This window comes from Exiguobacterium aestuarii (assembly GCF_020171655.1).
Taxonomy (GTDB): Bacteria; Bacillota; Bacilli; order Exiguobacteriales; family Exiguobacteriaceae; genus Exiguobacterium; species Exiguobacterium aestuarii_A.
Genome location: NZ_JAIVAC010000001.1, coordinates 1,280,857 through 1,294,629, shown reverse-complemented (window position 1 = coordinate 1,294,629; position 13,773 = coordinate 1,280,857). Strand labels below are relative to the sequence as shown.

Here is a 13,773-nt window from a genome sequence, read left to right as displayed (position 1 = left end):
TTTTTGACTCTTACGCATACTATTTCATTATTTTGGAGAAGTTCGCTATGCTTACCATATATAAAGAAAGGAAGTGGCAAGATGTATCAAATTGCTCAATTAAATTGGACAGATTCATATGACACGATGATCGTTGGAATCGGTGCGGCCGATTCAATCGACGAAGGGCTCGACGCATTGTTCGGTGGACGAGTGAAAGCACTCATTCAATCAGGAGATCTTTCGACGAAAACAGGAGAAGTGACGTTATTGCCGACGTTCGCCGGGGAAACGGCACGCGTCTTGTTTGTCGGACTTGGACAACGAAACGACATCACGACAGAGAATGTACGGAACTGGTTCGGGAAAGTGGCGAAGCTCGTCCACGCGCGTGGATTAAAGGACGTTGCAGTCGCACTCGACACGTTTACAAACGACGCGGCTCGCATCTTCGCAGAAGCATTTGAAATGGCGACGTATGCTCATCCTACATACAAGTCAGAGCCGAAACAAACGGTCGAAGAGCCGAACATCACACTCCTTGGGGATGTGTTGCAAGAAGACATCGATGCAGGTGTCGCTTATGGAAAAGGGGTCAATGTCGCCCGAACGTTGACGATGATGCCGGCTAATATTTTGACAGCAGAGACGTTGGCGGATTATGCGGTAGAATTAGCGAAACGCCATGATTTCAAATACCGAGTGTTAGAAAAGGAAGAAATGGAAGGGCTCGGAATGGGTGCACTCCTCGCCGTAAACCAAGGCTCGACGATCCCGCCGAAATTGATCGTGTTGGAATATCGTGGTGCGGATGAAGAAGCTCCGATTGCGGTTGTCGGAAAAGGCGTCACGTTCGATACAGGTGGCTATTCAATCAAGCCGAAAGATGGCATCGTCGGAATGAAAGGCGATATGGGTGGTGCGGCTACTGTCCTTGGCCTATTCGAGACACTCGGACGCACACGTCCGAATAAAAACGTCATCGGAATCATCGGTGCGACAGACAACATGATTTCAGGCGATGCCTTCAAGCCGGATGATGTCATCACGGCGATGAACGGCAAAACGATCGAAGTACTCAACACAGATGCGGAAGGGCGCCTCGTTTTAGCGGATGCTGTCACGTTCGCGAAAACGTATGAGCCAAAAGCAATCATCGACGTAGCTACGCTAACAGGCGGTGTACTCGTCGCACTCGGTACAGACGTGACGGGCTGTCTGACGAACGATGATACCCTCTATCGCTCACTCGAAGAAGCGAGTCGCGAGACGAATGAACTCGTTTGGCAAATGCCATACTTTGATGTGTTCATCGACAAAGTGAGAAAATCAGAAGTAGCCGACTTGAACAACTCACCTGGTCGCTTCGGTCACATGATTTTCGGTGGAGCGTTTGTCGGCGAGTTTGTCGGCGATACACCGTGGCTTCACCTCGATATCGCAGGAACGAGCGAACGTGCTGCTGCGAACGACCTTGGCCCGAAAGGCCCGACTGGTGTCATGGTCCGAACGCTTGCACGGATGATTGAAACGTGGGAGCGCTAAGAGCGCTCCTCTTGATCGGCTTGGCGATTCTGTGTGGCTTTGCGTACACGGTTTGGCCGAACCGGATCTGGTTAGGATGTACAGTATTTTTCGCCATGTTCGGCGTGTTGATGATGTTACAGGAGGTAAGACATGGTAGGAGTAGGAATTGACGGCGCACGCGGAGGCTGGGTGCGCATCACATACGATAGCATTTCCTTATGTTTGACGATTTCAGAAACGCTAGAGGAGTTGCTCATTGACGGTGCGATGCATTTCGTGGATATGCCGAAAGATTTAGGAACGGTCGACCATCCGAGTCGAGCGTGTGACGCGTGGATGCGGAGCCAACTCGTCGAGCGGAAATCGTCCGTCTTCACCCCGCCGATTCAAGAAGTGCTTCATGAAGAGACATACGAGGAAGCGAACAAACAAAGTCGAATGTTGATCGATAAAGGGCTTAGCAAACAGGCTTGGCATTTGGTTCCGCGTATCCGTGAGTTCCAGCAGGTGTTAGCGGAGGACGTTTATGAATCTCACCCAGAAGTATGCTTCTCGGTCATGATGGGGCATGAGGCAAGTCATTCGAAAAAGACAGTCGAAGGGCAGGATGAACGAATCGAGTTACTTCGAAAATACTCGAAAAGCTCTCCGTGGAAATGGAAAATGTCGAACGTCCAAATCGATGACATTATCGATGCTTGCATCTTAGCGGTAGCCGCCTATGAAGCGGGGACGAGTGGTCTTTCGTTACACCCGGCTGAAGCGAATGAGCCGAAAGTAGCTGTACCTCAAATGAAAGAAGAGCGATGAAATGTTGATTTCATCGCTCTTTTGCTGTCGTGGCGGTCGGACCGACGACGAATCGCCACATATAATGAAAGACTTTGGCGTTGTATAAAGCCTTCAGTAGAACGGCGAGTACGGGACCTAAGATGAAGCCGAATACACCGAATAGTTTTAGACCGACGAAAATCGAGATGAGTGCGGCAAGCGGATTCAACCCGATGTGAGAACCGACAATCTTCGGTTCGGCCAGGTTTCGTTGAACGATGACGATGATATATAGCACAATCAATCCGATGGCGACGAACCAATCGCCCGATACTGCGGCATAGGCGGCCCACGGAATGAGTAGTGTACCGACACCTAAGTAAGGTAAAAGGTCGAAGAACCCTGCGAGTAAAGCGAATGAGAGCGGATTGTCGACTCGAAGAATGAACATACCGACAAGTACGATTCCGAATGTGATGGAAATGAGCGTAAGTTGTGCCCGAACGTAACCGAATAAAGCGGACTTCAGGTTGATCATCACTTCCTCGAACTCTTTAAATCCTTTGCGTTTATTCAGGCGATTTAGTGACGTCACGTAAGAGGGCCAGTCTTTTGTGATAAAGAACCAGGCGAGCACAATGACGACGACAAGCAGCAGCACAAGTGGAAGTGCGGCCAGCGTGCCTTGTAGGACACTTGCCACACCACGGGATAAGACACCGATTGCGGCCGCGAGTTGGACACCGAGCTCTGTGATGCCGCCTTCTAATGAAGTCGTCTGTCCAGGATTCAATTGTTGATAGCTCTCGTACGCATCGTTGACGAGTGGTGCAATCTTTTCGTTGAACAAGCGCTGGACATATTCAGTGAACGTTTGGATTTGTTCAGGAAGTCGCTCCGCTGCGATTGTCGCATAATGAATCAATTGGATGATGACGATGGTGATGATGCCGACGACGATACTGAGGACGATCAACAACGAGATCAGTGTCCCGAGTGCACGCGGCATGTTGGTTTTTCGTTCGAAAAAATTGACGAGTGGAACGGTCAAGAGAGATAAGAGTAGGGCAAACACGAAAGGATACGTATATTCGAAGAGGATGTTCAGTACCCATGTAATCAAAAATAAGCCGATTACGACAAGTACGAACCGAAGCAGTTGCCAAAGTCTTACCGAAGACATGAAAAACCCACCCTTTCCGGACAGTTAGATTGAGCATAGTATATCATGTAGACGGTAAATAAAGCAGAAAGATAGGTGAATGAACATGAGAGAGATTCAACAAAAAATTGATACGATGATTCTTCATTTGGGAGGTTACTGGAGACCGTTATCGGGGCTGGCACGATTATTAGAAGAAGTGGGAGAAGTGGGGGGAGCGATGCGTAGAGGATCAGCGGAGGAGCTAAAAGAAGAACTGCTCGATGTGCTCGTCATTTCTACGTGTCTCGCGAACCAGTATGCGATCTCACTTCAACAACAAGAAGCGGATGTAAGAGGAGTGACGAAAGAACAGTTATATTTTCAAATCGTAGAAGAGGCCGGCGAAGTGGCGAGGATATTGAATGCTTACGAAGGAGATAAAAAGCTGAAGCCGAATCGCCAAGGAGAGTCGTTACAGCTGCATATCGAGCAACTGCAACGTGCCGTGATTTCTTTAGGAGAACAGTGCAACTACGAACTGTTTGACTCATTGTATGCATTGATTGATGAAAAATCGACACGTGACTTCGGGCGTTTCGATCATACACCGGATCCGATTACGGAAGCTTCCGTCAGAAGCTATGTCACGTATCAGTCTGGACGCTATTGGGGTGGGATTGATCCTAAACCTTTTGAGCGATTTGACCGATACATGGAGAGAGAGAAACATATAGAACGCTTTCTGAAAATTGCTCATATTGAGGGGCTTGATGGATTTGTGATCAAGTTGGGTCGAGATGGACTAATTGTTCCTGAAAATGTTGAAAAAGACTTAAACTTACCTAGTGATTTCAAGGTAACTATCGAGGTATACAATACTCAAGGTTATGTCGTCATTCGTCCAAAGTTATAAAAAACATAAAAAAAGATAAATCATTTATCTCTTTTTCTAAAAAGAAAGTATCGACTATTTTAATATTTGTTAATATATTTCTAACAACCATTGTCAAAAGCTTTCAATGAAAGGAAAAGTGGATGAAAAAGAAAATATTTACATTCGTCATGTCGGTTTTTATCGTTTTTGCAAGCATAGGGGTTCATCAAGTTGAAGCAGCCACATATAATGGCAAAACATCTGTCAATTTAAATGTTCGTGTAAAACCAGACTTGAATGGAAAAGTGTACACAACACTAAAGAAAAACAGTAGTGTAAATTACGGTAACTACAATAGTAGTTGGGTAAAGGTATATCTGAATGGGAAAACATATTATGCTTCGAAACGTTACATTGTTCCAATAAAGGCATCACAAATTAGCACAACTTCCACTGTCAAAACGACAAAAGGAGTTACAACAGCAAATTTAAACGTCCGCACGTCCCCTAGTTTAAGTGGAAAAGTATATAAAACATTGAAGAAGAATACGAAAGTCGAGTACGCGTCCTATAACTCATCGTGGGTCAAAGTGGTCATCAGTGGAAAGACATACTATGCCTCGAAGAAATATGTAAAGTCAGTAAGTACAACACCTTCTTCATCAGTACCATCTACTCCGAACGTTTTGAAAGGGATTTTGACGAGCAATTTAAATATTCGTATGTCCCCTAGTTTAAGCGGGAAAGTGTATAAGACACTGAAAAAGAATACAAAAGTTGATTATGCATCGTACAATTCATCGTGGGTCAAAGTGATAATAAGTGGGAAAACATATTACGCGTCGAAAGCTTACATCAAACCTGTTACCACAGAAGTGAAAGTGACAAAGGTGATTGGTTATGCGAAAGAACCTTTAAAACTCTATAGCAAAACAGACCAAAAGTCGACAGTCGTCAACACGTTGCCAAGTAAAAAAGAAATGACTTATAGCAAGTATAATTCAGATTGGTCGATTGTCTATTTAGGTACAAAAACCTATTTTACTTTGACGAAATGGATTATTGTTGGGAAAGTTCCAGTCGAAAAGCCGGTAGAAGAAAAGATTCAAGGATATGCATCGCAAACACTTATCTTATACAATCAATTATCAAGCAATGCGACTATTGTAAAAGAACTCCGAAAATACGAAAGTCTAACATATAGTAAAATTGATGAAAATTGGATAAAAGTTTATATCGGATCGAACATATATTATGCTGAGGCGAGTAAGGTTATCTCTGGGAAGCCGGATGTTGATTCTCTAGGTGTTATTTATGTGAACGTTCCGGGTGATGTACTTAATGTTCGTCAAGCTGCTTCCGTTAATTCGAAGCAAGTGGGAACGTTAAAACATGGAACTGAGATTGAATATTATGGTACGGAAAACGGATTTCATAAAATTAAATTTAATGGGCAATTTGCTTATATTTCTTCGGCATTCATAAAAACTTCTAAACCTGTTGCTTCGTCAAACGCTGTTATCATTCTTGATCCAGGGCACGGTGGAAGGGATCCAGGTGCGGTTAATGGTTCGCTTTATGAAAAAACAATCGTGTTAGATGTAACGAAACGGGTAGAGGCATATCTTCGTTCGAAATATGGGTATACGGTACGCATGACACGTTCGACAGATGTCTATTTGACGCTCGAACAGCGTGTCGCTGCGGCGAAGTCGTTACGTGGCAACTTGTTCATCAGTATGCATGTCAATGCTTTAAATGTTTCTACCGCTAAAGGGATGGAAACATACTACTCAACACGTTCAGCTCATAGTGCTCGTAGTCGCGTGTTGGCATCAAATATTCAAAATAACCTAGCTAGTAAGATGAGTGGGATGTCGAACCGTGGTGTGAAGACAGCAAATTATCACGTCATCACATATAATACGATGCCATCTGCTCTCGTTGAGCTCGGATTCATTTCTTCTCCAACGGATTTGACGTATCTTCGCAGTGACGCATCTCGCCAGCGTATGGCAGAGGGTGTTGCGGAAGGAATCGCTAAATACGTACAAACCTATCATTAATTCGAAAAACCTTAGACGAACGTGTCTAAGGTTTTTTGATGCATCAAAAAAAACCGAACCATGTGAAGGTTCGGTTGAGAAGAATTTTACAAGTCGTCGAAACCGTTCGCGTCTGTCACTTTCGCATACGAACGCGATTTTTGTTCGAAGAAATCAGATTTTGTTGCGTTGAGTGAGTCGTCTGAGTATGCACGGATCCAAGGCATGACATCTTCGTCATATCCTTCGTACAAATCGTTCAGACCGATTACACGTAAGCGTTTGTTTGCCAAGTATTTGACGTAGTCACGCATCTCACTGACGTCGAGTCCATCGAGGTCGCGAAGGACGTATTCACACCACTCAATCTCAAGGTCGACGGCCTCTGCCATCGTATCGTATACGAATTGGCTGAACTGTCCATCCGCATCAATCTTTGGATTTTCAGTCAAAACGGCACGGAGCAACTGGCTGATGAAGTAAGAATGTTGCATCTCGTCGCGCTGGATATAACTGATCATCGTTGACGTCCCGACCATCTTTTGGTGACGGGCCAAGTTATAGAAGTAGGCAAATCCAGAATAGAAGTTGATGCCTTCCAAAATGACCGAGGCCACAAGTGATTTTGCGAAATTCTCTGCGTTTGGCGTGTCGCGGAATTCTTCATATAAGTCCAAGATGAATTGGTTACGTTTCATGACCATCTCGTCATCTTTCGCAATATCAAAAATGCGATTTTGTTCAGCGAGTGGGACAAGGCTTGATAAAACGTAACTATACGATTGATTGTGTACGACTTCCTGTTGCGCGATGACGGCAAGTACGGCGTGTACGGATGAATCTGATGAGAACATCGACGACTCGAGGATATATCGTGTCTGGACAGAGTCGAGAATCGATAACAGCCCGATGATCCGTTTGAACGCATCTTGTTCACGTTCCGTTAACTGCGGCCATTGTTGCATGTCTTTAGACATCGAGATCTCATCTGGGATCCAAAAGTTTGAAAGCAATTGCTTATAAATCGTATAAAACTGAGGATATGCGATATCGTTCCAGTTCACGATTGAGCTTGTTTCGCCACCGATGATGGCGGTTGCCCGGTTAGGATGTTTGGGCGACAATAATTTGATTTTCTGAATCGACATGGTGCATGACTCCTTCTTCTACATTCTGAGCCATCCGTTCAGCCCAGTGCTGGACGTTGAACGGTTGGTTACGAGGCGACTGCTCAATTTTAAGCAGTTCACCGGCGAGTGGGATTCCGTATTTTGAAAGGTGGTACGCCATCTCATCGACCGCTCGACAGAAGTGAACAAACATTTTATCACCTGTTCCGAATACGGCTGCCTGACGAATCGGTACATTCAATTCTTTCAGTACGAGACGGAACGTGTCCTTCATTTCATCCGGCAAGATGCCGTCTGCCCATGTGTAAGACCCGAAATAGACGAGGTCACACGATGCGAGAGACTGGGCTTCCCGGTATCCGACCCGATCTGCGTCGTAGCGGACAACGTGGTCACCACGATGATGGTGGGTCGACTCGATGAGCGTCGCCACTTCTTCCGTGTTTCCGCTCATCGAATGACAAATGATTGCAATGTTCATGTCGTTAACCACCTTTCATAAAAACGGACGAATTCGTTAGTTAATCAGTTATGAGGCACAAGACTCACATTCATCTACTTCAACGGTCGTTGAACGTGTGTAATAAATCGATTTCATACCGAGAGACCAAGCTTCTAAGTGCATCGCGAGAAGCTCTGTCGCTTTCACATCGTTCTTCACGTACAAGTTGAAGCTGATTGCTTGGTCGATGTGACGTTGACGCGATGCGTTCTGGCGGATGCTCCATAGTTGATCGACTTCGAAAGCTGATTTGTAGAACCAGTTCGTCTCAGGTGTCAAATCTGGCACCGTGACTGGAATCTTATAGTTCTTCTTCTCTTCTGAGTAGACTTTCTTATAGACCGGGTCAATCGAAGCGGTACTACCCGCGATGATAGCAGTCGACGAGTTCGGTGCAACAGCCATCATATAGGCGTTACGGACACCGTTTTGGTGAACGGCTTCTGCGAGACCATCCCAATCCAGATCATCGTGCGAGCGATAGTTCCGGCGCTTGAAGTATTCCCCTGTATGCCATTCCGATCCTTCGAAGACGCCGAACGCGCCTTTCTCCTTCGCGAGTTCCATCGAAGCTTGAATCGTGAGGTAAGCAATCTTCTCATAAAGTTTCTCTGCGTATTGAACGGCGTCGACCGATTCCCAGCGGATTCCTTCGAGGGCGAGTAAATGATGCCATCCGAATGTGCCGAGACCGACCGCACGATACTTCTGGTTCGTAATCATCGCCTGTGGCACTTCAATGGTGTTCAAGTCGATGACGTTGTCGAGCATACGCATTTGAACCGGGATGAGGCGTTCGAGGACGTCTGCTTTCACCGCACGGGCGAGTGCGATTGAGCTTAAGTTACAGACGACGAAATCACCTGGTGTTTTCGTGATGACGATTTTTCCGTCTTGTGTGTACTCTTCTTCAATCGTCGTTGCTGACATGTTTTGTGCAATCTCTGAACAAAGGTTCGAGCTATAGATCATACCGGCGTGTTTGTTCGGGTTTGCCCGGTTCACGGCGTCACGGAAGAACATGTACGGCGTACCTGTCTCAAGCTGTGAGCGCATGTAACGTTTCACGAGATCGATGGCAGGTACGGTCACGCGAGACAATTCTGGTGTGTTGACGCACTCCATGTATTTCTCTGTGAAGCTACCGCCGTTTTCCGTTTCGTCGAAGTAGTCCTCAAGGCTATATCCCATCACCGTGCGAATCTCATGCGGGTCGAACAAATGCCACTCACCGCGTGCCTCGACCGTACGCATGAAGAGGTCCGGTAAACAGACTCCTGTGAACAAGTCGTGCGTCCGAAGACGCTCATCCCCGTTGTTCAACTTTGCATCTAAGAATTCGAAGATGTCTTTATGCCAGATGTCTAGATATACGGCAATCGAACCTTGGCGCATGCCGAGTTGGTCGACAGAAACGGCCGTATTGTTCAATTGTTTCATCCAAGGAAGGGCACCACTCGAGACGCCTTTGAATCCTTTGATGTCACTTCCGCGTGAGCGGATTTTACCGAGGTAGACGCCGATTCCGCCGCCACCTTTTGAAAGTGTTGCCACGTCGGTGTTGGAATCGTAGATGCCGCGAAGCGAATCGTCGACTGTATCGATGAAACAAGAGCTGAGCTGACCATATGACTTACCAGCGTTCGATAACGTCGGTGTTGCGACGGTCATATAAAGGTTTGAGAGCGCCCAGTACGCTTCTTCGACGAGTTTGAGGCGTGTTTTTTCATCCTCTTTTTGCATGAGGGTCATCGCGATGACCATGAAGCGCTCTTGTGGAAGCTCGTATAAGTTCTTCACATGGTCGCGGCCGAGGTAACGGTCCGATAACGTGCGAAGTCCGATGTAAGTGAAGAGACGGTCGCGAGACGGGTCAATCAAGGTCTCGAGGTGGTCCATATCTTCTTTTGAATACGTATCAATTAGTGCTGAAGTGAAGATGCGTTTTGATGTCAACGTCTCGATCAAGTGATGGAAGTTGCCGTAGCGCATCGACGCATCATAGCCGCGATTGCGTGCCGCTTCTAGATAGAGACGGTTCAAATACATTTCAGTCGCCACGAACGTCCAGTCCGGTTCTTCGGCTTTCAACATATCGAGCGCATGCATCGTCAATAAGTCATATACTACATCTTGTGTCAGCGTCTTCGTATCGAGCGCCCGAATCGCGCGTTCCTCGTAACGCTGTACACTTAAATGAGGATACCGTGTTTGGATAGATTGAATAAGAGAAGAAACATCAGCAAGCGTTGGCGTCGCTGGTAGCATCGTCTCGTGGTGGATAGGGGATGTCAAAATCGATCACTCCTTTAATAGATGTAGACGTTATGAAAGTATAATAAGAACTTCCTAACCTGTCACAATAATGTGTCAACGACCAAAATAGCTGTTAACTATATATTGACACATTTTTATCTTTTTAATCATAAAACACCTATATTTAGTTTTTCAATCCTTGACATTCTTGAATGTGCAGGGCGGTGTTTTGCTTTTGTTCGAAAAGGGCTTCATGACCCAATTTGAGACAGAGAAATGAGATGAAAAATTTTTATGAATTCTAATTGCATAGTTCTTCACAGAAAAATGAATTCGATTTCATCTTCGAAGAAGGGGTGTTTGAACCTCTATATAGGCACGAATGTATTGTATTTGACGTCGATCATCAGAATACCTGCATGAATCGGTCGACACTAGATATAGTGTTTCGTCAAATCGTGACGAATGAATCCGTTTGTCAAGGCTGGTATCCGAGCAAAAAGTAAGGTAGATTGATGAGGTAGGACACGGATTTCAACGAAAAGAAGGGTTTAACAAGTGCGTACAGAAGACTTATTATTAACATGGGACCCGCTCGGTTATGGAACAGGTTCATACGGACCGGAGTTCGATGAGGTGATGGTAGCATTAACCTATGTCGAATCTTCAGAACAATTGACCGATGTGATTCGCTGCACGCTTCTTGAGGCGTTCGATGAGTGTCCCCCTGAAGAAGAAATCATGAAGATGGCGCAGCAACTATTCGCGTCGTCATCTTGCCAACTATAAGGAGGAAGAATAATGTTACGAATTGATCCAACACCAAACCCGAATGCAATGAAAGTCACACTTCCAGAGAACGTATTCGGCGCAAAAAGCCAAAGTGTGAAAGCAGGAGAAGCGACAGATCAGCCGCTCCTTGCGAAACTTGTCGAGATTGAAGGTGTCGAGAGTGTATTCGCATACGGCGACTTTGTAACCGTTTCAAAAGAGAATGGCGTGAGTTGGGAAGCAATCCTTCCACACGTTGAGACGGCATATCGCGGATGAACCCGGTTGTCTCGATTGTCATTCCAGCCTATAAGCGCGAGATGGAATTGACGGAGCTGCTTGAAAGCTTAACGGTCCAAACGTTTCAGCAGTTCGAAGTCTTGGTCATGAATAATGAAGGGCCGCCAAAACAGCATATTTTGGCGCCTTTTTTGAATCAATTGGATGTGCGTGTCATTGAAGTCGGGGAGAATCATCACGTCCGTGCGCGGAATCGTGGCGTACTCGAAGCGAAAGGGAACGTCATCTTACTGTTAGACGATGATGATTTGCTCATGCCGACTCACATCGAGGACGGTTTGCACGATCTTCAAGAAGCGGACTTCGTCTATACGGATGCCGAGCTATTCCGTTTTACATGGGAAGGCGGTCGTCGAGTAGTGACGGACTGGGAACCGTTCGCATATGACTTCGACCGTGAGCGGATGCGAAAGGACTCGACGTTCATCCCGTCCGGTACGATGTATCGCAAATCAATCCATGACACAATCGGTCTCTTCGATGAAGATGTCTATAATTATTGGGACTGGGATTTTTTCTTGAGGGTCATGGAGACGTTCACCGTGTCCCATCCCGCTCGAGCAACGGTTCTCTACGCATTCAATGGGACAGACAACTTATCAGCGAAACAAGACGAAACGAGACGTCGTTACTTTGACCGCTTTTGTCAGAAGCATGGGCTGACAGACATGGGGATGAAGAATTTCCATATGGTCCAAGAGGAACGACGTCCATTTGTGAGGCAGACAGAGAGAACGTTCACAGGCGTGTTACCTGGTCGGACGGAAGGAGAATAAGTATGTATTCATCAAAAGAACTTGAACTATTAGAGTTGTTAGAAGAAAAGGGCTATTTGGAGACGAAGATGTTGGCTGATTTGTTGGCGCTTGATGAAGAGACGATTGAGTCGATGCTCGAGAAGTTCAAACAAGACGGCATTTTGCTTGGTTTCCGAGCGATGGTCAATTGGCAAAAAATCAACCGGCATGATGTCACGGCGTTTATCGATGTCAAAGTTGCGCCGAAACGAGGACGTGGATTTGATGATGTGGCCGAGCGTATTTATCGCTTCCCGGAAGTGACGGCCCTTTATCTGATGTCAGGTGCTTACGATCTCCAAGTCGTCATTCAAGCGAGCTCGCTCCAAGACGTGGCTTCGTTTGTCTCTGACAAGTTGTCACCACTTGACTCGGTCTTATCGACGACGACACACTTCAAATTGAAGACGTACAAACACGACGGGATTTTGTTCACCCCACAAACTGAAGACAAGCGGTTGAACATCACGCCATGAAGTCATTATCCAATCAAGTTGTCTCGATGAAACCATCAGGCATCCGCCGCTTCTTTGATTTGGCGCAAACGATGGAAAACGTGGTCTCTCTCGGGGTGGGAGAACCGGATTTCATCACGCCTTGGAACGTACGAGAAGCGAGCTATGTCGCACTCGAACAAGGATATACGGCGTATAGTGCCAATGCAGGACTCATCGAATTACGAGAAGAGATTGCTACTTATATGAAAGAACGATTTTCAGTCAAATACGATCCGGCATCTGAATTGATTGTGACGACAGGTGCCTCTCAGGCGCTCGATATCGCATTCCGTGCTCTCCTGAACCCAGGTGATGAAGTCATCGTCGTCGAACCTGCTTTCGTATCTTACGGACCGCTCATCGAGATGGCGGGTGGGAAAGTTGTTCCTGTCGCCTGTCGTCCGGAAAAGGGTTTTCGCCTCGACCGCGATGATGTCGAGCGCGTCATCACCGAGCGGACGAAAGCGATTCTCCTCTGCTTCCCGTCCAACCCGACGGGAGCAACGATGAACGCCGATGAGCTCGCGCAAATCGCAGAACTCGCGACCAAGTATGACCTTTGGGTTGTCAGTGACGAGATTTATGCGGAACTTTGCTATGACGAGCCGTTCACGAGTTTCGCGACACTTCACGATATGCGGGACCGGACAATCGTCATCAATGGTTTCTCAAAAGCGTTCGCGATGACGGGATGGCGCCTCGGTTTCACTTGTGCCCCTGAAGTCGTGACGCGGGAAATGTTGAAGGTGCATCAATATGGCATGATGTGTGCCCCGACGCTCGTTCAATTCGGCGGACTCGAGGCACTTCGTTCACGTCATCAACACGTACCGAACATGGTGAAGAGCTATCGTCAACGTCGGAACTATTTCATTCAGGCGCTGAACGAGGCAGGTCTCCCGACACACGTGCCGGGTGGAGCTTTCTATGCCTTCCCGTCGATTCGACACACGGGATTGACGAGTGAAGAATTTGCGGAACGTCTCTTGCTTGAAGAACGGGTCGCCGTCGTCCCAGGGAACGCCTTCGGTGAGAGTGGGGAAGGGTTCGTTCGGGCGAGCTATGCGACGTCGCTCGAACAGTTACAAGAAGCGATTCGACGCATCCATCGATTCATGCAGCAATTCGAAGTCACAGCGGTCAAGGACTCTCATTCGTGAGGGTCTTTTGCTGTTTTAGC

The 13,773-nt window shown here is 46.7% G+C and carries 13 protein-coding genes; 9 read left to right on the top strand and 4 right to left on the bottom strand.

Translation table 11 applies throughout. From position 1 onward, the window contains the following. The first annotated feature begins 81 nt into the window (after positions 1-81). Both LCM29_RS06810 and LCM29_RS06805 read left to right on the top strand, forming a co-directional pair. Positions 82-1,524, top strand: a complete 1,443-nt coding sequence (locus tag LCM29_RS06810; RefSeq protein WP_224861625.1) for a leucyl aminopeptidase — start codon at positions 82-84, stop codon at positions 1,522-1,524. A 132-nt stretch (positions 1,525-1,656) separates the two neighbouring features. Beyond that, a complete protein-coding gene (locus LCM29_RS06805; protein WP_224861623.1) occupies positions 1,657-2,316 on the top strand; it encodes a DUF429 domain-containing protein in 660 nt (219 codons plus the stop codon). A gap of 10 nt (positions 2,317-2,326) precedes the next feature. Here the strand turns inward: LCM29_RS06805 and ytvI are convergent, their stop codons facing one another. Then, on the bottom strand, positions 2,327-3,460 hold the full coding sequence (gene ytvI, locus LCM29_RS06800) for a sporulation integral membrane protein YtvI (RefSeq protein ID WP_224861621.1): 1,134 nt from the start codon (positions 3,458-3,460) through the stop codon (positions 2,327-2,329). Between the two features lie 85 nt (positions 3,461-3,545). Here ytvI and LCM29_RS06795 point away from each other — a divergent pair, with 85 nt between their 5' ends. Both LCM29_RS06795 and LCM29_RS06790 read left to right on the top strand, forming a co-directional pair. Further along, positions 3,546-4,334, top strand: coding sequence for a MazG nucleotide pyrophosphohydrolase domain-containing protein (locus LCM29_RS06795; protein ID WP_224861620.1), 789 nt, complete (start codon positions 3,546-3,548; stop codon positions 4,332-4,334). Positions 4,335-4,456: 122 nt separating this feature from the next. Further along, complete coding sequence (locus LCM29_RS06790; protein WP_224861618.1) at positions 4,457-6,361, top strand: N-acetylmuramoyl-L-alanine amidase; 1,905 nt, start codon at positions 4,457-4,459, stop codon at positions 6,359-6,361. Positions 6,362-6,447: 86 nt separating this feature from the next. Here LCM29_RS06790 and LCM29_RS06785 read toward each other — a convergent pair whose 3' ends face one another. Genes LCM29_RS06785 through LCM29_RS06775 form a run of 3 tightly spaced genes read right to left on the bottom strand, consistent with a single transcriptional unit; the run spans position 6,448 to position 10,240 of the window. Beyond that, a complete protein-coding gene (locus tag LCM29_RS06785; RefSeq protein WP_074033504.1) occupies positions 6,448-7,488 on the bottom strand; it encodes a ribonucleotide-diphosphate reductase subunit beta in 1,041 nt (346 codons plus the stop codon). After that, positions 7,445-7,951, bottom strand: a complete 507-nt coding sequence (locus tag LCM29_RS06780) for a flavodoxin domain-containing protein (RefSeq protein ID WP_214693399.1) — start codon at positions 7,949-7,951, stop codon at positions 7,445-7,447. The genes LCM29_RS06785 and LCM29_RS06780 overlap by 44 nt, the downstream gene beginning before the upstream one ends. A gap of 48 nt (positions 7,952-7,999) precedes the next feature. Beyond that, positions 8,000-10,240, bottom strand: a complete 2,241-nt coding sequence (locus tag LCM29_RS06775) for a ribonucleoside-diphosphate reductase subunit alpha (RefSeq protein WP_224862768.1) — start codon at positions 10,238-10,240, stop codon at positions 8,000-8,002. A gap of 546 nt (positions 10,241-10,786) precedes the next feature. Between LCM29_RS06775 and LCM29_RS06770 the strand changes: the two genes are divergently transcribed. The 5 genes from LCM29_RS06770 to LCM29_RS06750 are packed head-to-tail and all read left to right on the top strand — an operon-like array spanning position 10,787 to position 13,753. Beyond that, the gene (locus LCM29_RS06770) at positions 10,787-11,017 is read left to right on the top strand and encodes a DUF1871 family protein (protein WP_224861616.1); all 231 of its coding nucleotides are present in this window, start codon (positions 10,787-10,789) and stop codon (positions 11,015-11,017) included. Positions 11,018-11,029: 12 nt separating this feature from the next. Beyond that, a complete protein-coding gene (locus LCM29_RS06765) occupies positions 11,030-11,278 on the top strand; it encodes a NifU N-terminal domain-containing protein (protein WP_012726804.1) in 249 nt (82 codons plus the stop codon). Continuing rightward, on the top strand, positions 11,275-12,075 hold the full coding sequence (locus LCM29_RS06760) for a glycosyltransferase family 2 protein (protein WP_224861614.1): 801 nt from the start codon (positions 11,275-11,277) through the stop codon (positions 12,073-12,075). Before LCM29_RS06765 ends, LCM29_RS06760 begins: the two co-directional genes overlap by 4 nt. Positions 12,076-12,077: 2 nt before the next feature. Further along, positions 12,078-12,572 (top strand): Lrp/AsnC family transcriptional regulator, encoded by a 495-nt coding sequence (locus LCM29_RS06755; protein WP_074033499.1) that lies wholly within the window; start codon positions 12,078-12,080, stop codon positions 12,570-12,572. Next, the gene (locus LCM29_RS06750; RefSeq protein WP_214782077.1) at positions 12,569-13,753 is read left to right on the top strand and encodes an aminotransferase; all 1,185 of its coding nucleotides are present in this window, start codon (positions 12,569-12,571) and stop codon (positions 13,751-13,753) included. Before LCM29_RS06755 ends, LCM29_RS06750 begins: the two co-directional genes overlap by 4 nt. The last annotated feature ends 20 nt before the right edge of the window (positions 13,754-13,773 follow it).